The organism is Mycobacterium sp. D16Q16, assembly GCF_002013745.1.
In the GTDB taxonomy this organism is placed as follows: domain Bacteria; phylum Actinomycetota; class Actinomycetes; order Mycobacteriales; family Mycobacteriaceae; genus Mycobacterium.
The window spans coordinates 644,689-669,170 of record NZ_MAEY01000001.1; the positions used below are offsets into that span (position 1 = coordinate 644,689).

At 64.7% G+C, this 24,482-nt stretch carries 21 protein-coding genes and 1 pseudogene; 14 read left to right on the forward strand and 8 right to left on the reverse strand.

What is annotated here, in order from left to right; translation table 11 throughout:
• Positions 1 to 12: 12 nt before the first annotated feature.
• From glmU to B4394_RS03150, 3 genes are all read left to right on the forward strand, one after another.
• A complete protein-coding gene (glmU, locus tag B4394_RS03140) occupies positions 13 to 1,461 on the forward strand; it encodes a bifunctional UDP-N-acetylglucosamine diphosphorylase/glucosamine-1-phosphate N-acetyltransferase GlmU (protein WP_078310136.1) in 1,449 nt (482 codons plus the stop codon).
• Between the two features lie 183 nt (positions 1,462 to 1,644).
• Positions 1,645 to 2,631, forward strand: a complete 987-nt coding sequence (locus tag B4394_RS03145) for a ribose-phosphate diphosphokinase (RefSeq protein WP_078310138.1) — start codon at positions 1,645 to 1,647, stop codon at positions 2,629 to 2,631.
• The gene (locus B4394_RS03150; RefSeq protein ID WP_078314104.1) at positions 2,624 to 3,319 is read left to right on the forward strand and encodes an LpqN/LpqT family lipoprotein; all 696 of its coding nucleotides are present in this window, start codon (positions 2,624 to 2,626) and stop codon (positions 3,317 to 3,319) included. Before B4394_RS03145 ends, B4394_RS03150 begins: the two co-directional genes overlap by 8 nt.
• Here B4394_RS03150 and B4394_RS03155 read toward each other — a convergent pair.
• Positions 3,306 to 4,484, reverse strand: a complete 1,179-nt coding sequence (locus B4394_RS03155) for an erythromycin esterase family protein (RefSeq protein ID WP_176138272.1) — start codon at positions 4,482 to 4,484, stop codon at positions 3,306 to 3,308. The two genes, B4394_RS03150 and B4394_RS03155, sit on opposite strands and share 14 nt — an antisense overlap.
• Before the next feature lie 40 nt (positions 4,485 to 4,524).
• On the opposite strand from B4394_RS03155, the gene B4394_RS03160 reads away from it, so the two are divergent.
• From B4394_RS03160 to B4394_RS03175, 4 genes are all read left to right on the forward strand, one after another.
• Positions 4,525 to 5,409 (forward strand): oxidoreductase, encoded by an 885-nt coding sequence (locus B4394_RS03160; protein ID WP_078310144.1) that lies wholly within the window; start codon positions 4,525 to 4,527, stop codon positions 5,407 to 5,409.
• A 178-nt stretch (positions 5,410 to 5,587) separates the two neighbouring features.
• Positions 5,588 to 6,241: a 50S ribosomal protein L25/general stress protein Ctc gene (locus B4394_RS03165; RefSeq protein WP_078310147.1), complete on the forward strand. Its 654-nt coding sequence runs from the start codon at positions 5,588 to 5,590 to the stop codon at positions 6,239 to 6,241.
• Between the two features lie 27 nt (positions 6,242 to 6,268).
• Complete coding sequence (gene pth / locus B4394_RS03170) at positions 6,269 to 6,835, forward strand: aminoacyl-tRNA hydrolase (RefSeq protein ID WP_078310581.1); 567 nt, start codon at positions 6,269 to 6,271, stop codon at positions 6,833 to 6,835.
• 30 nt (positions 6,836 to 6,865) lie between these two features.
• The gene (locus B4394_RS03175; RefSeq protein WP_078290570.1) at positions 6,866 to 7,888 is read left to right on the forward strand and encodes a beta-ketoacyl-ACP synthase III; all 1,023 of its coding nucleotides are present in this window, start codon (positions 6,866 to 6,868) and stop codon (positions 7,886 to 7,888) included.
• 18 nt (positions 7,889 to 7,906) lie between these two features.
• Here the strand turns inward: B4394_RS03175 and B4394_RS25605 are convergent, their stop codons facing one another.
• The 3 genes from B4394_RS25605 to B4394_RS03190 all read right to left on the reverse strand — a co-directional run bounded on the left by B4394_RS25605 (position 7,907) and on the right by B4394_RS03190 (position 11,126).
• The gene (locus B4394_RS25605; RefSeq protein WP_286141881.1) at positions 7,907 to 8,098 is read right to left on the reverse strand and encodes a hypothetical protein; all 192 of its coding nucleotides are present in this window, start codon (positions 8,096 to 8,098) and stop codon (positions 7,907 to 7,909) included.
• A 196-nt stretch (positions 8,099 to 8,294) separates the two neighbouring features.
• On the reverse strand, positions 8,295 to 9,944 hold the full coding sequence (locus B4394_RS03185) for a fatty acyl-AMP ligase (protein ID WP_078314106.1): 1,650 nt from the start codon (positions 9,942 to 9,944) through the stop codon (positions 8,295 to 8,297).
• A gap of 231 nt (positions 9,945 to 10,175) precedes the next feature.
• On the reverse strand, positions 10,176 to 11,126 hold the full coding sequence (locus tag B4394_RS03190) for a 4-(cytidine 5'-diphospho)-2-C-methyl-D-erythritol kinase (protein WP_078314107.1): 951 nt from the start codon (positions 11,124 to 11,126) through the stop codon (positions 10,176 to 10,178).
• Between the two features lie 83 nt (positions 11,127 to 11,209).
• Between B4394_RS03190 and B4394_RS03195 the strand changes: the two genes are divergently transcribed.
• Positions 11,210 to 12,130, forward strand: coding sequence for a bifunctional helix-turn-helix transcriptional regulator/GNAT family N-acetyltransferase (locus tag B4394_RS03195; protein ID WP_078314108.1), 921 nt, complete (start codon positions 11,210 to 11,212; stop codon positions 12,128 to 12,130).
• Here the strand turns inward: B4394_RS03195 and B4394_RS03200 are convergent.
• Positions 12,127 to 12,789: a TetR/AcrR family transcriptional regulator gene (locus B4394_RS03200; RefSeq protein WP_078314109.1), complete on the reverse strand. Its 663-nt coding sequence runs from the start codon at positions 12,787 to 12,789 to the stop codon at positions 12,127 to 12,129. The genes B4394_RS03195 and B4394_RS03200 overlap by 4 nt on opposite strands.
• A gap of 191 nt (positions 12,790 to 12,980) precedes the next feature.
• Here B4394_RS03200 and B4394_RS03205 point away from each other — a divergent pair.
• From B4394_RS03205 to B4394_RS03220, 4 genes and pseudogenes are all read left to right on the forward strand, one after another.
• A pseudogene (locus B4394_RS03205) lies at positions 12,981 to 13,377 on the forward strand (MmpS family transport accessory protein).
• The gene (locus B4394_RS03210; protein ID WP_078314110.1) at positions 13,374 to 16,313 is read left to right on the forward strand and encodes an MMPL/RND family transporter; all 2,940 of its coding nucleotides are present in this window, start codon (positions 13,374 to 13,376) and stop codon (positions 16,311 to 16,313) included. Before B4394_RS03205 ends, B4394_RS03210 begins: the two are co-directional and overlap by 4 nt.
• Positions 16,314 to 16,359: 46 nt before the next feature.
• The gene (locus B4394_RS03215) at positions 16,360 to 17,169 is read left to right on the forward strand and encodes a serine/threonine-protein kinase (protein ID WP_078310178.1); all 810 of its coding nucleotides are present in this window, start codon (positions 16,360 to 16,362) and stop codon (positions 17,167 to 17,169) included.
• A 19-nt stretch (positions 17,170 to 17,188) separates the two neighbouring features.
• Positions 17,189 to 18,673 carry an amino acid permease gene (locus B4394_RS03220; RefSeq protein WP_078310181.1) on the forward strand — a complete coding sequence of 495 codons (1,485 nt, stop codon included), beginning with the start codon at positions 17,189 to 17,191 and terminating at the stop codon, positions 18,671 to 18,673.
• A 3-nt stretch (positions 18,674 to 18,676) separates the two neighbouring features.
• On the opposite strand, the gene rsmA is transcribed toward B4394_RS03220, so the two are convergent.
• The 3 genes from rsmA to B4394_RS03235 form a co-directional block, all read right to left on the reverse strand.
• Positions 18,677 to 19,576 carry a 16S rRNA (adenine(1518)-N(6)/adenine(1519)-N(6))-dimethyltransferase RsmA gene (gene rsmA / locus B4394_RS03225; RefSeq protein WP_170915052.1) on the reverse strand — a complete coding sequence of 300 codons (900 nt, stop codon included), beginning with the start codon at positions 19,574 to 19,576 and terminating at the stop codon, positions 18,677 to 18,679.
• Positions 19,540 to 20,667, reverse strand: coding sequence for a resuscitation-promoting factor (locus tag B4394_RS03230; RefSeq protein ID WP_139359889.1), 1,128 nt, complete (start codon positions 20,665 to 20,667; stop codon positions 19,540 to 19,542). The genes rsmA and B4394_RS03230 overlap by 37 nt, the downstream gene beginning before the upstream one ends.
• A 73-nt stretch (positions 20,668 to 20,740) precedes the next feature.
• Positions 20,741 to 21,616: a TatD family hydrolase gene (locus tag B4394_RS03235; protein WP_078310190.1), complete on the reverse strand. Its 876-nt coding sequence runs from the start codon at positions 21,614 to 21,616 to the stop codon at positions 20,741 to 20,743.
• A gap of 31 nt (positions 21,617 to 21,647) precedes the next feature.
• Here B4394_RS03235 and metG point away from each other — a divergent pair, with 31 nt between their 5' ends.
• Both metG and B4394_RS03245 read left to right on the forward strand, forming a co-directional pair.
• Positions 21,648 to 23,237 carry a methionine--tRNA ligase gene (gene metG / locus B4394_RS03240; RefSeq protein WP_078314111.1) on the forward strand — a complete coding sequence of 530 codons (1,590 nt, stop codon included), beginning with the start codon at positions 21,648 to 21,650 and terminating at the stop codon, positions 23,235 to 23,237.
• A gap of 87 nt (positions 23,238 to 23,324) precedes the next feature.
• Positions 23,325 to 24,482, forward strand: coding sequence for an NAD(P)/FAD-dependent oxidoreductase (locus B4394_RS03245; RefSeq protein WP_078314112.1), 1,158 nt, complete (start codon positions 23,325 to 23,327; stop codon positions 24,480 to 24,482).

A 24,482-nucleotide genomic window follows, 5' to 3' on the forward strand; every position in this document is an offset into this window, starting at 1 on the left:
AGGGAGTAGGAAATGCCAGGCAATTCCGCTGGGACCGCAGTAATCGTGCTGGCCGCGGGTGCCGGTACTCGTATGTGTTCGGACATCCCCAAGGTGCTGCATACCCTCGGCGGCCGCTCGATGCTGGCGCACTCGGTGCATGCCGCGGCCAGCGTCAATCCCGACCACTTGGTGATCGTGCTGGGACACGATCGTGAACGCATTGCCACCGCCGTCGAAATCCTCGCCGAGTCGCTGCACCGCACGATCGGCGTCGCCGTGCAGGAGCAGCAGCTCGGCACCGGGCACGCCGTGGCGTGCGGCCTGCAGGCGCTACCCGCGGACTTCACCGGCACCGTCGTCGTCACGTCCGGCGATATCCCGCTGCTCGACGGCGACACCCTCGCGGGACTGATCAGCCGGCACACATCCGAACCGGCCGCCGCCACCCTGCTGACCACCACCCTGGCCGATCCCACCGGCTACGGACGCATCCTGCGCACACAGGACCGCGAGGTCATCGCGATCGTCGAACAGACCGATGCCACCGACAGCCAACGCGCCATCGGTGAGGTCAACGCCGGGGTCTACGCCTTCGACATCGGGCCGCTGCATGCCGCGCTGTCTCAGCTGCGCTCCAACAACGCACAACACGAGCTGTATCTCACCGATGCCGTGTCGATCATCCGCCAGAGCGGAAAAGTGGTGCACGCCAACCATGTTGACGACAGCGCACTGGTGGCCGGCGTCAACGATCGCGTACAGCTCTCCGAACTGGGCGCCGAGCTGAATCGGCGAATCATCCGCTTCCACCAGCGCGCCGGGGTCACCATCGTCGACCCCTCCAGCACCTGGATCGACGTCGATGTCCGAATCGGTCAAGACGCGACCATCGCGCCCGGCACCCAACTGCACTCGCAGACCGTCATCGGCAGCCACTGCCACATCGGCCCCGACACCACGCTCATCGACGTCACGGTCGGCGACTCGGCGACAGTCATCCGCACCCATGGCCAGGGGTCCACCATCGGCGCGCGATCGGTCATCGGGCCGTTCACGTACCTGCGGCCGGGCACAGTGACGGGCGAGAGCGCCAAGCTGGGCGCGTTTGTGGAGGTCAAGAATTCCACCGTGGGCCGCGGCACCAAGGTGCCGCATCTGACCTATGTGGGCGATGCCGACATCGGCGAGCACAGCAACATCGGAGCATCCAGCGTATTCGTCAACTATGACGGAGAAACCAAGCGGCGCACCGTGATTGGCTCGCACGTGAAGACCGGTTCGGACACCATGTTCGTGGCCCCGGTGACCGTCGGAGACGGGGCGTACACCGGCGCCGGCACGGTAATCCGCGAGGATGTGCCGCCGGGAGCGCTGGCGGTGTCGGCCGGTCCGCAACGCAACATCGAAGGCTGGGTGGCGCAGAAGCGCCCGGGAAGCGACGCCGCCAAGGCCGCCGAGGAAGCGTCCAGGGATTCCTGATCGCCGGGTGGGAACACCGCTGCTCACGCCCGGCGAATGCCGGGTTTGGCCATCTCGCGTTCAAATTCCGGCAACCCGCTCCCAGTCACCAGGGAAAGGTCCGTACGATTACCCCGACGGGACGGAACCCGGCCCCGTCGTTGCAAAGCCCAAAATTGCCAACCCAAGAGGACTAGCTGCGCCGTGAGCACCGACTGGACGGATAACCGCAAGAATCTGATGCTGTTCTCGGGTCGCGCGCACCCTGAACTGGCCGAACAGGTCGCCAAGGAACTCGATGTCGAGGTGACCGCTCAGACCGCCCGCGATTTCGCCAACGGCGAGATCTTCGTGCGGTTCGAGGAGTCAGTGCGCGGCTGCGACGCGTTTGTCCTGCAATCGCATCCGGCACCGCTGAACACCTGGCTGATGGAACAGCTGATCATGATCGATGCGCTCAAGCGCGGCAGCGCCAAGCGGATCACCGCGATCCTGCCGTTCTACCCCTATGCGCGCCAAGACAAGAAGCACCGCGGCCGCGAACCGATCTCGGCCCGCCTGGTAGCCGACCTGTACAAGACCGCCGGCGCCGATCGCATCGTCACAGTGGACCTGCACACCGATCAGATCCAGGGCTTCTTCGACGGACCGGTGGATCACATGCGGGCCCAGTCGCTGCTGTGCGGATACATCGCCGAGCACTACGTGAGCAACGGCGAGGACGTCGTGGTGGTTTCCCCCGACTCCGGGCGCGTGCGCGTCGCCGAGAAGTGGGCCGACTCGCTCGGCGGTGTGCCACTGGCCTTCATTCACAAGACGCGTGACCCGCGAGTGCCCAACCAGGTCAAGGCCAACCGCGTCGTCGGTGACGTCACCGGCAAGACCTGCGTCATCACTGACGACATGATCGACACCGGTGGCACCATCGCCGGAGCGGTCGGGCTGCTCCACGAGGCGGGAGCCAAGGACGTCGTGATCGCCGCCACCCACGGCGTGCTGTCCGACCCCGCCGCCGAGCGTCTGGCCAACTGCGGCGCCCGCGAGGTGCTCGTCACCAACACACTGCCCATCGGCGAGGAGAAGCGCTTCCCGCAGCTGACGGTGCTGTCGATCGCGCCGCTGCTGGCCAGCACCATCCGCGAGGTTTTCGAAAACGGTTCGGTAACAGGACTTTTCGACGGGAATGCGTAGCGCCGCGCTGGTCGCCGGGTGCCTGATGGCGCTCGCGACGGCCGGATGCGACTCGAAACAACCCGAACCACAAGCCGTTTCATCACCTAGCCCGACGTCAGGCAGCACCACACCAAGCAGCTCGCCATCGAGCAGCACGGCATCGGCCAGCTCGGCCCCTCCTACCGCCACGCCGCTGTCGATGAACGACTACCTGCAAAGCGTTGGCGTCACGGTCGTCCCGGTGTCCCCGGCGAGTCCGGCGAACGTGCGCGTCGAGATCCCGCTGCCCGAGGGCTGGGAGAACCTGGGCTCGCTCGATCCCGCCTACCTGATCAGCGACAAACCCAGCGGAGCCGATCAGGGCCGGACACCGAGTGCGGTGATCTACCTCATCCAGCTGGACGGCCCCCTGGACGCCCGCAAGGCAATCACCGAACACGGGTTCTCCGATGCGGAGAACACCCAGAACTTTCAGAAGATCACCTCATCCCTGGACGACTTCCAGGGATATCCGTCGGCCGCTATCGAGAGCATCTACGACAACCAGAACGTGCGGGTGCACTCGTGGAACCGGGACGTCATCGTGCCGGACGGGTCGCTGAACTACCTCGTGCAGCTCACCGTGACCACCACCGAGGCGCAGTCCGCGGCACTGTCCAAGGATGTCGCCACCCTCACCGAGGGCCTCAAGATCACCAAGCGGTAAGACTCCGAATGAACGCGATGGCGTCCACGCCCTCTACGCCAGCGGGATCGACCGGGTAGCAGCCGGACTGCGGCGGCACGTCCTGCCGGGGCGACAATCCGCCGGGAATCTCGGTGACAGGGAAGAGCATCCGGTCGGGGCCCCAGCTCCACATCCATCCATGCAGGGTGTCGGCATGCGGCACACCGATGTCCGCGGACTCATGGGTGCCGAAATCGCCCGCGATGACCGCATACGGGACGCGGCCCGCCGAGGCGACCAGCGCTCCGGCACACCACCAGCTGGACTGCACGGAGCCCATGGACACCGTGGTCTGATGTCGCTGCAGATGCCCGTTGTGGGCGAACACCAGCGTTGGGCCGCTGTGTATCTCGGCGTCGGCGATCGCCTCCAGATTCTCGGCCATGAGCGCATCCCGGACACCCAGCATGGTGGACATCCGGGACGGGCCCGGGTCGGCCATCGCGAAATGCGCCCGCAGCAGGCCGACCGCCGCACGGGCGACAGCGCACATCTGCCAGAACTGCTCTGGCGAGGTTGAGGCACGCAATGCCGGGGCGTACCTCTCCAATGCGACCACGAGTTCATCGGCAATCAGCCGCAATTGGCGTGCCGGAGCCGATCGCCCGATGGAAACCGCGGCATCGATCATGGCGTCCGGGTGAGACCAGGCGGCATCGTCGCCCACCAGATCGGTGATCACGTCCTCCGAATATGGCAGGACGGCACCACCGGTTGACAGATACCTGTGCACCGCAAGAAGGGTGTCGCGCGGGCTCGGTGAGGCCATCATCTCGGTGGTGGCGTCGAAACCGTAGAACCGCACCTGCTCGCCGGGTTCTCGGCCGACGTTCCAGTCGCGCAGCCACTCGACCAGCTCGCGGCTGGCCGCGTAGGCGCCGAAGCCGTGGCTGAACCCGGCGTCGAGCACGTCCTCGAGAGTCCCCTCCCCTGTCGTCACATACCGGTTGACGGCGAACCCCGCCACAGCGTCACTCTCCACCGCGACCGACCGGAAACCGCGCTCGGCCACCAGGTGACGAAGCAGCCGATTGCGCAGATGCCCGAACTCCTGCGGTCCGTGGGTGGGTTCGCCGATGCCGAGCAGGCGGGGCGGGGTGCTCAGCCCCGAAAGGAAGGCGTCGATGTCTACCTCAAAAGTCACACCTCGACGGTATCGGCCTTGGCCATTAGGGTCAGCTCCCGTGACCAAGTCGACGACCACATGGACCGCTGCAGAACTGCCGTCATTCGAGGGCCGCACCGTCATCATCACCGGAGCCAACAGTGGACTCGGCCTGGAGACCGCACGCGAGCTGGCCCGGGTGGGTGCCCATGTCGTGATGGCCGTGCGCAACACCGAGAAGGGCAAGGCCGCCCAAGCAACCATCACCGGAAGCACCGAGGTTCGACAGGTCGACGTGGCCAACCTGGCTTCGGTGCGCGCCTTCGCCGATACCGTCGAAGCCGTCGACATCCTGGTGAACAACGCCGGCATCATGATGGTGCCGCAGGCCAAGACCGCCGATGGCTTCGAAAGCCAGATTGGCACAAACCATCTCGGCGCCTTCGCGCTCACGAACCTGCTGCTGCCCAAGATCACCGACCGGGTGATCGCGGTGGCATCCGTCGCCCACCGTGCCGGGAAGATCAACCTGGCCGACCTCAACTACGAGCGCCGCGGGTACACCCGCGCGGGGGCGTACGGCGCATCCAAGCTCGCCAACCTGCTGTTCACGAAGGAATTGCAGCGCCGCCTGAGCGCGGCCGGATCAGCGGTCCGCGCGCTGACCGTCCATCCGGGTGTGGCCGCCACCGAGCTGCAGTCGCACAGCGGGAATCCGCTCTTCGAGATCGCGCTGAAGACCGGCAACCTCTTCGCACAGGACGCCGCACATGGCGCCCTCCCGGCGCTGTACGCCGCATCCCAGGACTTGCCGGGTGACACATACATCGGGCCGGACGGGCCGTTCGAGGCCAAGGGCTACCCCAAGCCGGTGGGCCGCAGCCGCAGAGCACAGGACGCCGAGAGCGCGAAGGGCCTGTGGGACCTGTCCGAGCAGCTCACCGGGGTTTCCTTTGCCCTTTGACCAGCACTGACACCCGAGCTGATTGGCCTTTCGGGCGCGTGCTCGGCTACTCTGAGCGGGCTGTCACGGCGAGGGTGGGTCTTCCCACCGTTATCGACGGGAATCTTGTACTCATCGGGGCCTCCGCCCCGGATGTCCTCCCTGCGCCGTGCCTAACGAAACGCAAGGAGTAGACCAAATGTCCAAGAAGAACACCCCCACCAGCAATAACCTCACCGTCACCGTCCGCACGGACACCGGCAAGGGCGCCTCGCGCCGCGCGCGCCGTGACGGCCTGGTTCCCGCGGTCCTGTACGGCCACGGCACCACCCCCGAGCACCTGAACCTGCCGGCCCGCGATTTCGCGGCCGTGCTGCGCCACACCGGCACCAACGCCATCCTGACCCTGGACATCGAGGGGCGCGAGCAGCTGGCCCTCACCAAGACCATCGAGATTCACCCCATCCGCCGCAACCTGGTGCACGCGGACCTGCTGGTCGTGCGCAAGGGCGAGAAGGTCACCGTTGAGGTGAACGTCCACATCGAGGGCGACGCCGAGAGCGGCACCCTGGTCACCCAGGACGCCAACACCCTGGAGATCGAGGCCGAGGCGCTGTCGATCCCCGAGTTCCTCACCGTGTCGGTTGAGGGCCTTGCCGCGGGCACCCAGATCACCGCCGGATCGATCGAGCTGCCCAAGGGCTCGACCCTGATCTCCGATCCCGAGACCCTGGTCATCAACGTCGTCGCGGCCCCGACCGCCGATGAGATGGACGCCGAGGGTGGCGGCGGCGAAGGTGCTGCCGAGGCTCCCGCCGCGGACGAGGCCGCCGAGGGCTCCTCCGAGGAGTAAGACGTGCCCGACGTATCCGACGATGCCGTGCTGGTGGTCGGCCTGGGCAACCCCGGGCCGACCTACGCCAAGACCCGGCACAACCTCGGATTCATGGTTGCCGACCTGTTGGCGGCCAAGGACGGCGCGACATTCAAGCCGCACAAGAAGTCCGGCGCCGAGGCGACGACGATTCGCCTCGGCGGCCGGGCCGTGAATCTGGCCAAGCCGCGCACGTTCATGAATACCTCCGGCCCACAGGTGGCCGCGCTGGCCCACTTCTTTTCGGTTCCCCCGGGCAACGTCATCGTGATGCACGATGAACTGGATCTCGATTTCGGCACGGTGCGACTCAAGCGCGGCGGCGGCGAGGGGGGCCACAATGGGCTGCGCTCGGTGTCCCAGTCGCTGGGCACCAAGGACTATCTGCGGGTCCGCCTGGGTGTCGGGCGTCCCCCCGGCCGCAAGGATCCGGCCACGTTCGTATTGGAGAATTTCGCCAAGGCGGAGACCGAACAGGTTCCCCTCCTGTGTGAGCAGGGGGTCGATGCCACCGAGCTCCTGATCCGCCTGGGCCTGGAGGCAGCACAGAATCAGGTGCATGCCTGGACTTAGACGCCCGGATGGCCCCGCTATGGTCTCCTCATGACCGACATCGCGGAGATCACCGGCGTCAACAAGATCGGCCTGCTCAGCCTGGGGGCGTACCGCCCCGAACGCGTCGTCACCAACGAAGAGATCTGCGAGCACATCGAGTCCTCGGACGAGTGGATCTACACCCGCACCGGGATCAAGACCCGCCGGTTCGCTGCCGACGACGAATCCGCCCAAACCCTCTCCATCGAGGCCGGACGCAAGGCCATCGCCAACGCCCTGCTGACCGGCGCCGAGATCGACGCCGTCATCGTCGCCACCAGCACCCACTACCTGCAGACGCCGGCATCCGCCCCGGCCGTCGCCACCGCGCTGGGAGCCCAGGGTGTCCCGGCGTTCGACCTGTCCGCGGGCTGCGCCGGCTTCGGATACGCAGTGGGCGTGGCGGGCGACATGATCCGCGGTGGCAGCGCCAGCAAGGTGCTGGTCATCGGCTCGGAAAAGCTCTCCCCCGCACTGGATATGACCGACCGGGGCAACTGTTTCATCTTCGGCGACGGGGCCGGCGCGGTCGTCGTCGGCGAGACCGCCGAACAGGGCATCGGCCCCACGGTATGGGGCAGCGACGGCAGTCAGGCCAACGCTATTCGTCAGGACATCGACTGGATGGACTTCGCGGCGGCGCCGGACCCGGAGGGCCCGCGTCCCTATTTGCGCATCGAGGGAACCTCGGTATTCCGTTGGGCCGCATTCGAAATGGGCAAGGTGGGGCAACGCGCCCTGGAGGCAGCCAAGGTGGGCCCGGAGGATATCGACGTCTTCGTGCCGCACCAGGCCAACAGCCGGATCAACGAATTGCTGGCCAAGAACCTGCATCTGCGTTCAGATGCGGTGATCGCCAACGACATCGAGCACACCGGCAACACCTCTGCCGCGTCTGTGCCGCTGGCCATGGAGGGTCTGCTGTCGACCGGAGCCGCTAAGCCGGGCGACCTGGCCCTGCTCATCGGATACGGCGCCGGACTGAGCTATGCCGCCCAGGTGGTCAGGATGCCACCCGTTCCGTTCGAGTAGCGGCTACGCCTTCGGCGTTCACAACACGATGATGTCGTGAACTTCCGAGACGTAGAAGACCTGCGGGTTACGTTCAGCGGCACCGTCTCCGTTCGCGCCACTCACCACCACCCACACGTCTTCCAGCGGCCAGGCGTCTCCGAACCAAATCTCTTGCTCGATGTCCGGTGTCGTGCCATGCGATTCGCGCGCGTTCCCCTTGCTCAGCATCGCTCGAAAGCACTTCGACGATTTGCCCCAAGCGGAAAGCGGGGTTCACAGCGCACGTCTGCACCGCGTGCTCCCAGTGATTCTGCTGAGATGGTTTACGCCGCAGGCGACGAGTCGCCAACCACACGATGAGCAAGACTATCGGGCCGAACAGGACGAGCTCGGCGAGCCGCTGCCCGAGAAAGTACGCCATCGCTTAGATGACGAGGGCCACCGAGGTCGAGCGGCGCAGCTTGCCCGACGGGGTCTTCGGAATGCTGCCTGGTCCGAGCACCACCACATTGCGTGGCCGCACATCGACCTCGGCAACAACCTCGTGCGCGACCTGCTGCTCGATCCGGCGAACCTCGTCCGCATTCTCGAATGCGTTGGACTCCACCACAACCGCGAAGGTCTCGCGCTGGTTCTTGGGGTCGACTCCGGCCTCCAGGCGCACGGCGACCGCACAACCTGGCCGCACACCGTCGACGCGACCGGCCGCACGCTCGATATCGGTCGGGTAGATGTTCCGGCCCGCCATGATGATGACGTCCTTGACGCGACCGCAGACCACCACATGCCCACGCTCCGTCAGGTAACCGAGGTCACCCGTGTTGTACCAACCGTTTTCGTCCTGCGCCGCCAGGAATCCACCCATGGTGACGTAACCGGGTGTCACCGACTCGCCGCGCAACTCTATGACGCCGACGCCGCGCGGAGGCAGCACATTCAGGTCCTCATCGATGACACGCGCCTCGATACCGGGCAACAGCGGGCCCAGCGTCGCCAGGTGACGGAGATTTCCGCGGGTAGCGGGAACGGCCCGACGCAGCGCGGCCAACAAGTCGGCATCTACCTCGTCGACAATCAGACCGGAGGCCTCAACCTCCGAGAAGGACACGGCCAGAGCAGTTTCCGCCATACCGTAGGCGGGGACCATCGCAGAGGACTTGAAGCCGAACGGCTTTCCGGCATCACACAGGTCATCGACCACTGCCGGGTCCACCGGCTCGGCACCGGAGAGTACGAACCGCAGCGTCGACAGGTCGAAGTCACCCGGCTTGGCCTGGTTGCGCAACCGCTTGGCCAACAGCGAGTAGGCAAAGTTCGGGGCGGCCGTCATGGTGCCCTTGTATTTGTCGATCAGCCTGCCCCACAACAGAACATCGCGCATGAAGTCCAGCGGGGTGATCTTCACCAGCTCCGCGCCGAAGAACATCGGCACTGTGAGGAAGCCGACCATGCCCATATCGTGGAACAAGGGCAGCCAGCTGACCATCACGTCGGACTCGGGCTTGTACTTGGAGGCGACGTACATGCCGTGCGCATTGGCGTACAGGTTGCGGTGGGTGATCTTGACTGCCTTCGGGGAACCAGTCGACCCCGACGTTAATTGCATGAGCGCGACGGCGTCCTCGTCGACATCGGCGGGTTCGATCGGATCGGCATCCCACAGATCCTTGATCTGGACGACGATCACGCCCTTTTCCTCGAGCACCGGAGCCGCGGCGTCGAACGGCGCGGACACGATGACGGCCTTGGCGCCGATCATGTCGACGACCTTCAGGGTGTCCTCGGCCCAGACCGCGAGGTCGGTGCGCGGGGTCGGCTGGTGCAGCATCGTCAGCGAGGCGCCACGCATCCACACCGCCTGGATCGCCGGGGCGATCTCGACGGGCATGCCCACCAACATGCCGATCGCATCGTCAGGCCCGAGGCCTGCGGCGGCCAAACCACCGGCCAGCTGCTTGGCGCGCTCGTGCACCTGCTTCCAGGTATGCCGCACAGGAGTGTCAGGTTCGCCGGTGACCATGCCTTTGACGCTGGAGAGCGCGTTCGCGTACAGCTCGTCGGTAAACCTGCTCACAGTTCCTCCTGGCCTAGGCCTGTTGGGCGAGTCACGCGTCCTTATCGGATAGTCCGCCATAGCCGCCGCGACGCGCGGTAGGCGCGCGCAGTGTCTTTAGCAGCGGATTCATATCGTTCAGGTGACAGTCCGGGTGCCTTCTTCTGGTCCCGTAGCATCTTAGGCTTTTCTTAATCGACGGCCAAACCTACGGCGATCTGGCCGTTCGGCGTGTCGCGTTGCTCGGCGTGTCTAGCCGTCGCTGCGGCCCTGAACGACCTGCGCACCGTGCACGGGCCCGCTGGCCACCCGGACGGTCCGGCACACACCCGCGCCAGCCAGCTCGGCGCCCACCTGCACCGCATCCTCGGCCGAGGTGCATAAGAATGCACAGGTAGGGCCAGAACCAGACACGATCCCCGCGAGCGCACCCGCGGACTCCCCGGCGCGGAGCGTGCGCCGCAGACCGGGGTTGAGGCTGACCGCGGCGGCCTGCAGTTCATTACCCAGCAGCGGCGCCAGCCGCCGCGCGTCGCCGGCGGCGAGTGCACCGAGCAATTCGTCGGATGCGTCAAGCCGTGGCGGATCACCGTTCTCGCGCAGCCGGTCAATCTCCCGGAATACATCCGGCGTGGACAATCCGCCGTCGGCGAAGGCGAACACCCAGTGAAAAACGTTGCGTGCCAACACAGTGGCCAGCTGCTCGCCCCGGCCTGTGCCCAGGGCGGTTCCCCCGTGCAGCGCGAACGGCACATCGCTGCCGAGCTGAGCGGCCAGGTGATGCAGATCGCGGCGCGGCACACCGGCGCGCCACAGCTCGTTCATCGCGACCAGCACCGCGGCCGCATCGGCGGATCCGCCCGCCATACCTCCCGCGACCGGGATGTCCTTGTTGATGAAAATAGAGACGTCCGGGGCGCGGCCGACGTGGTCGGCGAAGAGCTCGGCAGCCTGCCAGGCAAGGTTGCGTTCGTCCGTGGGCACCACACCCTCGCCCTGCCCGACGACATCGACGGAGAGCACGTCGGCATCCCGAACCGTGACGTCATCGGCCAGCGATACCGCATGGAAAACGGTCGTCAGCTCGTGATAGCCGTCCTCGCGCAGATCTCCGACGGCGAGGTACAGGTTGACCTTGCCGGGCGCCCGAACGGTCACCGCGCCGGTGGGCACCCAATCGGAGACGGTCTCGGACACGCCCATGAGGGTACGTTCTGGCGGCGCGAATGGCCGTTACCCGTCAAACGACGGGGACATCGCGGCTTTATCTGACTAAAGTCAGGTAAATGACAGATGCCCTGGTCGATGGCCTACGCAGCTTCAACAGAACCGTCACGCAACGGATAGGCGTCCTCGAGAGCGAATACCTCGCCCGAGACCGCCCGCTGGGGCAATCGCGAGTGCTGTGGGAGATCGGCACCCAGGGCTCAGGGCCTTCGGGGGGATGCGATATCCGTGAGCTGCGCGCCCGCCTGAGCCTGGACTCTGGATATCTCAGCAGATTGTTGCGGGCACTGGAAGGCGGCGGACTGATCGAGGTGAGCACCGCGGACGGCGATACCCGGGTGCGCACCGCGCGCCTCACCGGCGCCGGCCGCGCCGAACTGTCCGAGCTCGATCGCCGCTCCGATGACCTGGCACGGTCGATCCTGGAACCGCTCAGCATCAACCAGCGGCAACGGCTCGCCGACGCCATGGCCGAGGTCGAACGGCTCTTCGTGGCCTCGCAGGTTCAGATCGCCATCATGGACACCCGCTCACCCGAGGCCCGGTACTGCATTCGTGCCTATTTTGAGGAGATTGCCGCCCGGCTCGAAAACGGGTTCGACCCGGCGCTGGCCCTGCCCGCCGGCGATGCCGAACTCTCCGCCCCCGCCGGAATGCTGCTCGTCGCCACCCTGCACGAGGAGCCCGTCGGCTGCGGCGGGCTGAAGCTGCTCAGGAACGCCGACGAGATCATCGAAGCGGCCGAGGTCAAACGGGTATGGATCTCTCCCGATGTCCGCGGCATGGGGCTTGGGAAGCGAATTCTCGCCGAGCTGGAGCGGCGGGCGATGACGCACGGCGCGCGCACGATTCGCCTGGACACCAATCGGGCACTCACCGAGGCGATCGCGATGTACCGCTCCGCGGGTTATGGCGAGGTCGCCGCGTTCAACGACGAGAAGTACGCACACCACTGGTTCGAGAAGCACCTCGGCACCTAAAGCGTTTTCGCGGCCCCGATGCACGTGGCGGTCAGCAGCCGCGTGAGCGTGCTGCCGAAATCGGTGTCCCAATCCTCCGGAAAGCCCGGCTCTTCGCCGAAATCGTGCTCGAGACCCTCGGGGGGATGAGTGAACTGCCACAGCATCCCGGCGAGCGCGAAGGCCGACGTGACGATGTCGAGCGCACCCTTGCGGTCGATCTGCGGCGCCGCACGTTCAATCGCGTCGACGATTGTCATCGCAGCTGCCTGGTTGGCACGCTGGGCCTCACGAACATGGCCGAGTTCCACCTCGTGCTCAAGGTGCAGATATTGACTGCCCAGCAGATCGCAGAACAACGGCGCCGCGATCAGAGAACTCGACAGCACGGCACCGACGTCCGCGGGCGACCGCTCGTGCGAGCCGTCCAATGCCGAGCAGACGGACTCGGCGAGCGCGGCCATGCCCTCCGTCGAGAGCCTCAGCAGCACCTCTTTATGGGAGCTGAAGTAGCGGCGCACCGCGGAGTGATGAACACCCGCCCGATGGGCCAACCCCGTGAGAGTGACCGACGCGACACCGGATTCCAACGCCAACGAACGCGCGGCTTCCACGATCGTTGCCGCACGTTGACGCTTGTTCTCCTCAGAACGTGCGCGCCGGAAACCCAGGTGTGTCATCCATCTCAAGATAACGCACGGCGTGTGACTTGCGGGCACACCTACCCGCTGGTAGGTTGCCTGTAACGCACACGCTATGCGTTATGCGCGAAGGCTTCATACAGTGTCCGGTAATCGATCTGGTCGGCAGCAACGGGTGAAGGGGTCCTGCGATTCTCAGCGCATTGAAGCGGGCGTGGATCCCGGTGGTGATGGTGCTGGTGCTCGCCATCGCAGGCTTCGCGGTATGGCGGATTCGCGGCATTTTCGGCTCTCATCAGCTGCCCACCTACGCCGGCAGCATGACCGACGACAAAAACAACTCCAAGCCCAAGCATGTGGTCTACGAGATCTTCGGCCCGCCCGGAACCATCGCGGACATCAACTACATCGACAAAGGAAGGGGAGCCCCACCAGATCAACGGGGCGACGCTACCGTGGTCGATTGAGATCGTCACGACGGCACCGTCGATGACGGGAAACATCCTGGCTCAAGCCCGCAATGCTGATGGGCTGGGCTGCCGCATCACGGCCAACGGCGAAGTAAAAGACGAGAGGTATACCAACGAGGTGAGCGCCTACGTCTACTGCTTTGTGAAGTCCGCATGAGCGGGGCACACGCCAACGGCGAGCCCACCTTCATCGCTAAATGGATTCGGCGCCTGTCGATCCCCATCGTCATCGGCTGGGTGGCGGTTGTCGTCATCCTCGCTCTCTCCGCTCCCCAGCTGGAACAGGTGGCTCAAGCGAACACCGTTTCGCTGAGCCCAAACGACGCGCCGTCCATGAAGGCGATGAAGAACATGGGGCGGCTCTTCCAAGAGTCGGACTCCAACAGCGCCGCCATGATCGTGCTGGAGGGCGACCAACCGCTGGGCCCTGGCTCGCACAAGTTCTACGACGAGATGGTGTCGCAGCTGCGCGCCGACACCAAACATGTCCAGCACGTCCAGGACTTCTGGGGTGATCCCCTCACCGAGTCCGGTGCGCAAAGCACTGACGGCAAGGCCGCCTACGTTCAGCTGAACCTCGCCGGCGATATGGGCGAGACGCTCGCGAACGAATCGATCGAGTCCGTGCGCAGCGTCATCAAGAAACTGACGACGGATGAGCACGGCAACGCGAAGCCGATGCCGGACGGGCTCAAGGTCTATGTCACCGGCCCCGCCGCGCTGCAGACCGACTTGGCCCATGCCGGCGACAGCAGCATGATCAAGATCACCGGACTGACCTTCATCGTCATCATCGTGATGCTGCTGTTCTTCTACCGGTCGATCTTCACCGTGTTGATGGTGCTCCTTATGGTGGGCGTCCAGTTGGGTGCCGCACGCGGAATGATCTCGGTGCTCGGCGACAACCACATCATCGGACTGTCCACCTTCGCGGTGAATCTCCTTGTGGTGCTAGTCATCGCGGCGGGAACCGACTACGCCATCTTCCTGATCGGTCGCTATCAAGAAGCCCGCGTCAATGGGCTGGATCGCGAAGCGGCCTACTACGAGATGTTCCATGGCACGGCGCATGTCATCGTGGGCACGGGATCGACGATCGCCGGCGCCATGTACTGCCTGAGCTTCACGCGCATGCCGTACTTCCAGACCATGGGCGTCCCCTGTGCCGTCGCGGTTCTGACCGCCGTGGCCGTCGCCCTCACCCTGGGACCGGCGCTGATCACCATCGGAAGCCGCTTTGGGCTCTTCGAACCCAAGCGCGCCATGCGAATTCGCACCTGGCGTCGCATCGGCGCCGCGATCGTGCGCTGGCCCGGACCGATCCTGGCCGCCTCGATGGCGATCGCCATCATCGGTCTGGCCGCACTTCCCGGCTACCAGACCAGCTACGACGACAAGAAGTACATCCCCAAGGACATTCCCGCGAATCAGGGCTTCCAGGCCGCCGACCGGCACTTCGACCCGGCCCGGATGAACCCGGAGATGCTGGTGTTGGAATCCGATCACGATATGCGGAACTCCGCGGACTTCCTGGTCATCGACAAGCTCGCCAAGGCCGTCTACAAGGTGCCGGGTATCGCACGCGTGCAAGCGATTACCCGCCCCCAGGGCACCCCGATCGAACATAGCTCCATCCCCTTCCTCATCAGCGCCCAAGGCGTCGGCCAGATTCAGAACCTGAAGCTGATGAAGGACCGGATGGCCGATATGAAGGTCCAAGCCGACCAAATGGGCGTCATGGTCGCCACCATGAAAAAGATGCTGGCCAACATGACCGAGCTCACCTCAGTGATGCACCAGATGATCGGCGACATGCATCACCTGCAGGGCACCATCCACGACATGCGGGACAGCCTCGAGAACTTCGACGACTTCTTCCGCCCCATCAAGAACTACTTCTACTGGGAGAAGCACTGCTTCGATATCCCGATCTGTCAGGCGTTCCGATCGATCTTCGAGGTGCTCGACAAGATCGACGAGCTCACCGAGAACATGGACGGCATGGTCGTCTCCATGGACAAGATGGACGTCATCATGCCCCAGATGGTGGCGGACATGCGGGACATGATCCCGCTCATGGAATCGATGCAGACCATGATGCTGACGATGCACAGCACCATGGCGGGCATGTACGACCTGCAGGACGAGACGAGCAAGGACTCGACCGCCATGGGACGGGCCTTCGACAAGGCCAAGAACGACGATTCGTTCTACCTGCCGCCGGAGATCTTCGACAATCCGGATTTCAAACGCGGTCTCAAGATGTTCTTGTCCCCCGACGGCAAGACGCTGCGGATGATCATCTCGCATCGCGGTGATCCCACGTCGCCCGAAGGCCTTTCGCATATCGAACCCATCAAGCTGGCCGCGATCGAAGCCGTCAAGGGCACCCCCCTCGAGGACGCCAAGATCGAACTAGGCGGCACCGCAGCGACATTCAAGGACATGTCCGACGGCGCCCGTTACGACCTGATGATCGCCGGCATCTCCGCGCTGTGCCTGATCTTCCTGATCATGCTGCTCATCACGCGTAGCTTCGTGGCCTCGCTGGTGATCGTCGGCACCGTACTGCTCTCCCTGGGCGCGTCATTCGGCTTGTCGGTTATCATCTGGCAGTACATCCTGGGCCAGGAATTGCACTGGATGGTCATGCAGATGGCGATCATCGTGCTGCTCGCCGTGGGCTCCGACTACAACCTGCTACTGGTCTCCCGACTCAAGGAAGAACTGCCGGGTGGCTTGAAGACGGGCATGATTCGGGCGATGGGCGGTACCGGCAGTGTGGTGACCTCCGCCGGCCTGGTCTTCGCCTTCACCATGATGGCCATGGCCATCAGCGACCTGACCATCATCGGCCAGGTGGGTACCACCATCGGCCTGGGCCTGCTCTTCGACACCCTCGTGGTGCGGTCGTTCATGACACCGGCCATCGCGACCCTGCTGGGCCGCTGGTTCTGGTGGCCGCTGAACGTGCGCACCCGGCCGCTGCCACCGCCGAGAACACCGCAGCCGGCGACAGACGTACCGCCGCCCCCGGCGCCGGCCGGTGCGGGACCAGACCCGTCTTCGGAGTTCCCCAGACACGCGTACTAAGCCGAAATCCGCCACTACGCTGCGCGACTCATGACACCCTCGGTACATGCCTGCACCGGGTGGCGACTTCAACGGCTACGTCATCGACTCCCTTGCGGGCCGTGGCGGGACGGCACAGGTCTACCTCGCACACCGTGACGATGACGAGGGCGGGGTTACGGTCGCGCTGAAGGTGCTGGATCCACGGCATCGAAATCCGGAGAACATCGACCGATTGCACCGAGAATTCGAATTGGCCCAACGGTTCTCACATCCCCGCATCATCACGGTCTACGAACGCGGTGAGGACTGGCTGGCCATGGAGGCGCTCACCGGCGGCTCGGCGAATGACTTGGTGGGCACGGATCAGAGCTGGATCATGCCCATCAAACTGTCTGCCCTGCAACAGATCGCCGGAGCGCTCGACTACATCCACGAAGCCCAGGTGGTGCATTGCGATGTGAAGCCGTCCAACATCATGCGCAGGCACTCGGGTAGCGCCGTACTCACCGATTTCGGCATCGCCCAAGAGCTCGTCTTCGCGGACGGACCGCGCCGGCCCGTCGTGCAAACCTCGCTGCCCTACGCCGCGCCCGAGGTGCTGCGCGGGCAACCTGTGACGGCGGCCACCGATCAATACGCGCTGGCCTGCACCGCGGTTGAGCTATTCGACGGCAAACCCCCGTTCACGGCACGCACCGCGATGAAGCTCGCCGACCTGCATCTCAACGCCACACCCTGGCCTATTTCGTACCGCCATAAGCACATCCCACGGGCTTTCGATTCCATCGTCGCCAAGGCCATGGCCAAGGATCCGTTAAACCGCTATCCGACATGTACGGAGTTCATAACACTTTTGACACACGCGATGACCTAATCCCCGGTACCGTCGCCCCATGGCATCTCCAGCTAATTACGATACGTCGGGCCTCGCGCGTGAGGACGAGGGATATCACAAGGGTCTGAAGAACCGCCAAGTCCAGATGATCGGCATCGGCGGTGCCATCGGCACGGGTCTGTTCATGGGGGCCGGAAAACGTTTACACGAAGCCGGACCAAGCCTGTGGCTCGTGTACGCCGTCTGCGGCGTGTTCGTCTTCTTCATGCTGCGCGCTCTGGGCGAGCTGGTACTGCACCGCCCGTCTTCAGGTTCCTTCGTGTCGTATGCGCGCGAATTCCTCGGGGAGAAGGCGGCTTACGTCGCCGGATGGATGTACTTCGTCAACTGGGCGGCCACCTCGATCGTGGACGTCACCGCCATTGCCCTCTACATGCACTACTGGGGCAGCTTCAAGGCCATCCCGCAGTGGACCATCGCGCTGATCGCCCTGGTCATCGTGCTCACCCTGAACATGATCAGCGTCAAGCTGTTCGGCGAGATGGAGTTCTGGGCCGCACTCATCAAAGTCGTTGCATTGGTGGCCTTCCTGATTGTCGGCATTGTGTTCCTGGCGGGGCGGTTCACCGTCGAGGGCGCCACCACCGGACCCTCGATACTCGCCGACAACGGCGGGCTCTTCCCCACCGGATTACTGGCCCTTGTGGTGGTCACCTCCGGGGTGGTCTTTGCCTATGCCTCAGTGGAACTGGTGGGCACCGCAGCGGGCGAGACGGAAAATCCCGAGAAGGTCATGCCGAAGGCCATCAACGCCGTGATCGTCCGCATCGCCGTGTTCTATGTCGGCTCATTGATTCTGCTGGCGCTGCTGCTCCCCTACACCCTCTACAAGGAGGGCGAGAGCCCGTTCGTGACGTTCTTTTCCCGGGTGGGCCTGCCGTACGCCGGTGACATCATGAACTTCGTGGTGCTTACCGCCGCGCTGTCGAGCCTCAACGCTGGCCTCTACAGCACCGGCCGCATTCTGCGATCCATGTCGATGAACGGCAGCGCACCACAGCTGTTGTCCCGCATGACATCCAACGGCGTTCCCTTTGCCGGCATCGCGCTCACCGCATGCTTCACCGTGGTCGGCGTCTTCATGAACATGGTGATCCCGGCCAAAGCATTCGAGACCGCCCTGGATGTGGCCGCGCTCGGCATCATCGCCTCGTGGGCCACCATCGTCATCTGTCAGCTACGGCTCTACCAATGGTCGCAACGCGGCATCCTTCGGCGCGGCAAGTTCCAGATGCCCGGGGCCCCCTACACCGGATACGCGACGCTGGTCTTCCTGGTGCTGGTGCTGGCGCTCATGTGTTACGAAAACTATTGGAATCTGGTGGCTCTGGCGATCTTCACGCCGCTGCTCACCATCGGCTGGTACCTGTCCAGGGAACGAGTCATGCAGCTGGCACGTGAGCGAGTCGGCTATACCGGGCAGTATCCGGTGATCGCGGAGACGCCGATGATGGACGACCCGCCCAACCTCGGTGACAAGTAGAACCTAGACGATCGCCGAACGCTCCAGCAGGCGGGCGAAATCGGCGACGTCCAACGTCTCACCGCGACGCGCCGGGTCGATGCTGGCAGCCAACAGGCGGCGCGCCGACTCGTCACCCGAGCCCGCCCATTCGGCGAATGCGTTACGAGAGGTCTTGCGGCGCTGGGCGAATGAGATGTCGATGAGATCGAAGAGCTCCTTGCGGAACCCAGGATCGGAAGGCCATATCGCGTCCGGATGCCTGTCGATGCGCACCAGACCCGAGTACACCCGCGGAATCGGCCAGAACACCGCGGGAGACACCGTGCCGAGACGCTTCACCTTGCCGAAGTAGCGCACCTTGACACTCGGCACACCATAGATACGGGAACCCGGCTCAGCCGTCAGCCGATCGGCAACCTCGGACTGGACCATCACCAAAAGGGTCTTCACCGAATCGAATTCGGTAAGAATCCGCAGCAATGCCGGCACCGCGACGTTGTACGGCAGATTGGCGACCATCGCCGTCGGGGGTTCCCCGGAGATATCGGCGGGGGTGAGTTTCAGTACGTCCTGGTGAATCACCGAGAACCGGTTGAACTCGCTGTGCGAGTGTTCCTTGACGGTGGCCGGAAGGCGTCGCGCCAGCACTGGATCCACCTCGACCGCCGTCACCGTGCAGCCCTTGTCGAGTAGCCCCAGTGTCAGCGAGCCCAGGCCGGGCCCAACCTCGATGACATGATCGCTTTTACCGACACCCGATGCCGACACAATCCGGCGAATGGTGTTGGCGTCGTGAACGAAGTTCTGGCCCAGCGTCTTTGTCGGTCGGAAATCGAGATCCTTGGCCAGTTGTCGGATCTCGGTACGGCCGAGCAGCCTGATGGTCAGCGGGCACCGACCCTCGCGCTGCACACTGGCCAAGCTCCCCAACCCTGCACGGCCAACGTCTTCTCGGCGATGGCAATCTGCTCCTCGCGCGTCGCGAGATCGGCACGCGGTGCGTACTTGGCACCACCGTGCGCCAACCAGGTTCCGTAGTCGAACTGCACACCACCGTAGAAACCGTTACCCGTGTTGATGGCCCAGTTGCCACCGGCCTCACACGAAGCCAGCGCATCCCACGCCGATCCACGAGTCACGGTGGGAACCTCGGTGCCGGGCTTGGCGCCGACCCGAAGCACCGAGTTACGCGCGGGTGTCAGCACGTTGTTGGACACCGGCATCCGTCCGGTCTCGCGTCCATTGACCGACAGCACCGAGTACACGATGTCCTGGGATCCGGGAGCGCCCGGATCTTCGACGACCGAGCGGCTCATGTTCATCTCGGCGTCTTCGATCCTCTGCGGAGTCGGCGCCAACGGGGCCTGCTCGGTCACCTTGGAGACCCGGATGCGCGTCACGGTGATCGGCATGTCGGCCGTCACCGGGGTACTCGGTGCGGGATCGACGGTGTCGAACTGCTGCAGCGGGTTACCGGTAGCCTCCAGCAGCGCTCCCACGGTCGGAGCGGCGATACGCGGGGTGCTGATCACGCCGCCGTCGTTGAGCTGAACGGTCTTGGCGCTCACCACCGCGAGCGACATGCCCTCCAGCGGGAGACGGCTGCCGCGGGTGGCGGCGGTCGGAGCAGTGTCGGTCATCGACAGCTGAGACAGCGCGTCGTTCACCGTGTTGGCGGTGGTCCAGACCTGCTGGGTGCCCTGCCCGTCCACGGAGATGTCCAGCGGACGGGAACGCTTCAGAACAATGGTGTCGCCGTCGCTCACCGAATCGTGCTTGGCGGGAGCGACATCGTCACGGTCGGACAGCGCGTATCCATAGTCCGCGAGGACCTCGGACACCTGTGACTTGACGGTCGTGACCGTCATGGCGTTTCCGTCGACGTTGAGAGTCAGGGTCTTATGCGCAGCGATGGCGTAGCCACCGCCCGCGCCGATCACCACCAGCAGGGCGGCCACGAGGGCGCGTAGCAAGGGCGATCGCGTTGCGTTGAGCTTCGTCAGTGCATTCACGAGTAGGAGATTCCTGCGTTCGTTTCGGTGCGTCGATACCGGATGTCAACGGTGACGAAACCCGGCGATCTGATCACGACACGGTAACGAAAGCATCGCACGGAGGCAACTCATCAACAATCTTGAACACCCTTAATGCGGTCGCGGTGGACGCGGCCGCTAATCGCTCAGGGTGTTGCCCGGTTATTTCAGCGAGGGCCCGGACGGTGTACGGCAGGCAGTACGACTCATTCGGTGCACCCCGATAGGGATGGGGTGTTAGGTAGGGCGCATCGGTCTCTACCAGCAGTTGTTCGTCGGGAATGAGCACAGCGGCCTCCCGCAGCGCCCGCGCGTTCTTGAAACTCACCGTCCCCGACAAACTCAGAATCCAGCCCTCAGCGACACACTTCTTCGCCATCTCGGCGTCCGATGAGAAGCAGTGGAAGATAACCGAGGACGGCGCGCCCTCGGACCTGAGCACATCGAGCACTTCGGCGTCCGCGTCACGGTTGTGAATCATCAGCGGCTTGCCCGTCCGCTTAGCCAGCTCAATGTGCCAAGCAAATGCCTCGCGCTGAACCGACGGCTCCGCGCAGCCCTCCAATCGGCCCGGCCAATACAGATCCACACCGGTCTCCCCGATCGCGACGACCCGAGGATGCGCGGCCAGCTTTTCCAACTCCTCGCGCGCGCTGTCGGTGAGATCGCCCGCGCGGGTCGGGTGCAAGGCGACAGCGGCGTACACCCGTGGATCTCCGGCAGCGGCCGACACCGCCCATCGGGCCGACTCGAGGTCGTCGGCCACCGTCACCACGCGCCCCACGCCGACGGACTCGGCACGGTCGACGATGGCTCGTACGTCATCCCCGGTGACCGCACCGCACGCATCCAGATGGGTGTGGGCGTCGATGAGGGGTGCCAGCGGCTCGGGATTGGGCGGGGCTTGCCTCTTATTGCCGGGCGTCATCAGAACACCAGTCTATAAAGTTGCTCAAACCATGCCTGAATCATCTGTTCCGAACTCTTCTGGGCCAAACGCGTCTGGCCCCTTCTACATCACCACCGCCATCGCCTACCCGAACGGTGAACCGCATATCGGGCACGCGTACGAGTACGTCGCGACCGACGCCGTCGCCCGCTTCAAACGGCTGGACGGCTTCGACGTGCGGTATCTCACCGGCACCGACGAGCACGGTCTGAAGGTGGCGCAGGCGGCCACCGCGGCCGGAATCCCGACGGCGCAGCTCGCACGGCGCAATTCCGATGTCTTCGAGGCATTGCAGCGCAAGCTCAACATCTCGTTCGACCGGTTCATCCGCACCACTGACCCCGATCACCACGAGGCATCCAAGGCGATCTGGCGCCGGATGGCCGACAACGGCGACATCTATTTAGACACCTATTCGGGGTGGTACTCGGTGCGCGACGAGGCGTACTACACGGACGCCGAGACCACGGTCGCCGCCGACGGAACCCGCACCGCCACCGAGAGCGGTACCCCCGTCGAGTGGACCGAGGAGCATTCCTACTTCTTCAGGCTGTCGGCGTACCAGGACAAGCTGCTGGCGCATTACGAGGCGCATCCGGAGTTCATCGGCCCGGTAGTACGGCGCAACGAAGTCGTCAGCTTCGTCTCCGGTGGTCTGCGCGATCTGTCCATCTCCCGGACCACCTTCGACTGGGGAGTGCAGGTACCCGACCATCCCGACCACGTCATGTACGTGTGGGTGGACGCCCTCACCAACTATCTGACCGGCGCCGGCTATCCCGACACCGATTCAGAGCTGTTCCAGCGGTACTGGCCGGCCAATGTGCACATGATCGGCAAGGACATCATCCGGTTCCACACCGTGTACTGGCCGGCATTCCTGATGTCGGCCGGAATCGAGCTGCCGAAACGGGTTTTCGCGCACGGCTTCCTCACCAACAAGGGCGAGAAGATGAGCAAGTCGATCGGCAATGTCGTGAACCCAGTCGATCTGATCGATCATTTCGGGCTGGACCAGGTGCGGTACTTCCTGCTGCGTGAGGTTCCGTTTGGCCAGGATGGCAGCTACACCGAGGACGGCTTGATCGGGCGGATCAACGCCGATCTGGCCAACGAGCTGGGCAATCTGGCGCAACGCTCGCTGTCGATGGTGGCCAAGAATCTTGGCGGAATCGTGCCGGAGCCGGGCGATTACACCGCCGAGGACACCGAACTGCTCGCGGCCGCTGACGGCCTGTTAGAACAGGCGCGCACACACTTCGAGGTACCTGCGATGCATCTCGCGCTTGAGGCGATGTGGCAGGTGCTGAGCGCGAGTAATCGCTACTTCTCCGCCCAGGAGCCATGGGTACTGGGTAAGAGTAACGACGCGGCCGATCAACAGCGATTCGGCACCGTCCTGTACACCACGCTGGAGGTGGTGCGCATTGTCGCGCTGCTGGCGCAGCCGGTCATGCCCGAGTCCGCGGCCAAGCTGCTGGACCTCTTGGGCCAGTCCGAAGATCAGCGGGACTTCGCCGCCATCGGTACCCGGCTGAAGGCTGGCGTGAGCCTGCCCGCGCCGACGGGCGTGTTCCCGAAGTATCAGGTGCCCAAGTAGGTCATACGTGATCCCGGTCACGGTCTGTCACAGATTTCATCGCGCCGGTGTCCTAAGGGCATCAGCGACTGAAAGGAAGTCACCGAAATGACCGAGAACACCCATGTGACCGTGATCGGCGGGGGCTACGCGGGAACCCTGGCGGCCAACCAATTGCTGGCCAACAAGAACCTGACCGTGACCCTCGTCAATCCGCGACCGCACTTCGTCGAACGGATCCGCCTGCACCAGCTGGTCGCCGGAAACCGGGGCGCGACGGTCGACTACGACCAGCTGCTCAATCCGGCCATCCGCCTCGTGGTCGACAAGGTCACCCACATCGATGCCGACGCCCAAAAGCTGGAGCTCGCCTCGGGCGCGGTGCTGCCCTACGACTATCTGGTCTACGCCGTGGGCAGCACCACAACAACTCCCAACATCCCCGGCGTGGCCGAACATGCGTTGTCCATCAACGAGTTCGAACACGCCCAGCAGGTACGGGCCCGGTATGAGCGGTTGGCACCTGAGGCACCGATCGTGGTCGTCGGTGCGGGCCTGACCGGTGTCGAGCTGGCCGGAGAACTCGCCGAGGCGGGCCGCCGGGTGACTCTGGTCTGCGGCAAGCAACTGTTGCCCTCGATCGGCGAACCGGCCCGGCGCGCGGCCGCCACGCATCTGGAAGAGCTGGGCGTCGAGGTGCTGGCGCCCGCCACGGTCGTCGGAGTCGATGAGGACACCGTGACCCTGTCCGACGGGCGCGAACTGCCGAGTGCGCTGACGGTGTGGACCGCCGGATTTGGCGTACCGCAGCTGGCCGCCGACAGCGGACTGCGGACAGACGCGCTGGGGAGACTGCTCACCGATGAGACGCTGGTCAGCGTCGACCGTCCCCGCATCGTCGCGGCCGGTGATGCGGTAAGCCCCTCAGGCGTGCCGCTGCGGATGAGCTGCCAGGCCGCCGGGCCGCTGGCCGCGCGTGCGGTCAAGACTGTGCTGGCTCTGGTAGACGGGCTGCAACCGGTAGCGGGCGGGCAGATCTTCGTCGGGCAGAACGTCAGCATCGGACGTCGTGCCGCCGTCATCCAGACCTCACGCGCCGACGACACACCACGCAAGCTGTTCATCGGCGGCCGGACCGGTGCGGCGATCAAGGAAATGGTCTGCCGCGGAACGGTTTACTTCCTGAAACAGGCCGCCAAGCATCCGAAGGCCTATTACTGGCCGCAGGGCGCCAAGCGCTCTGAAGCCCTCAAGGTGCAGGCGTAG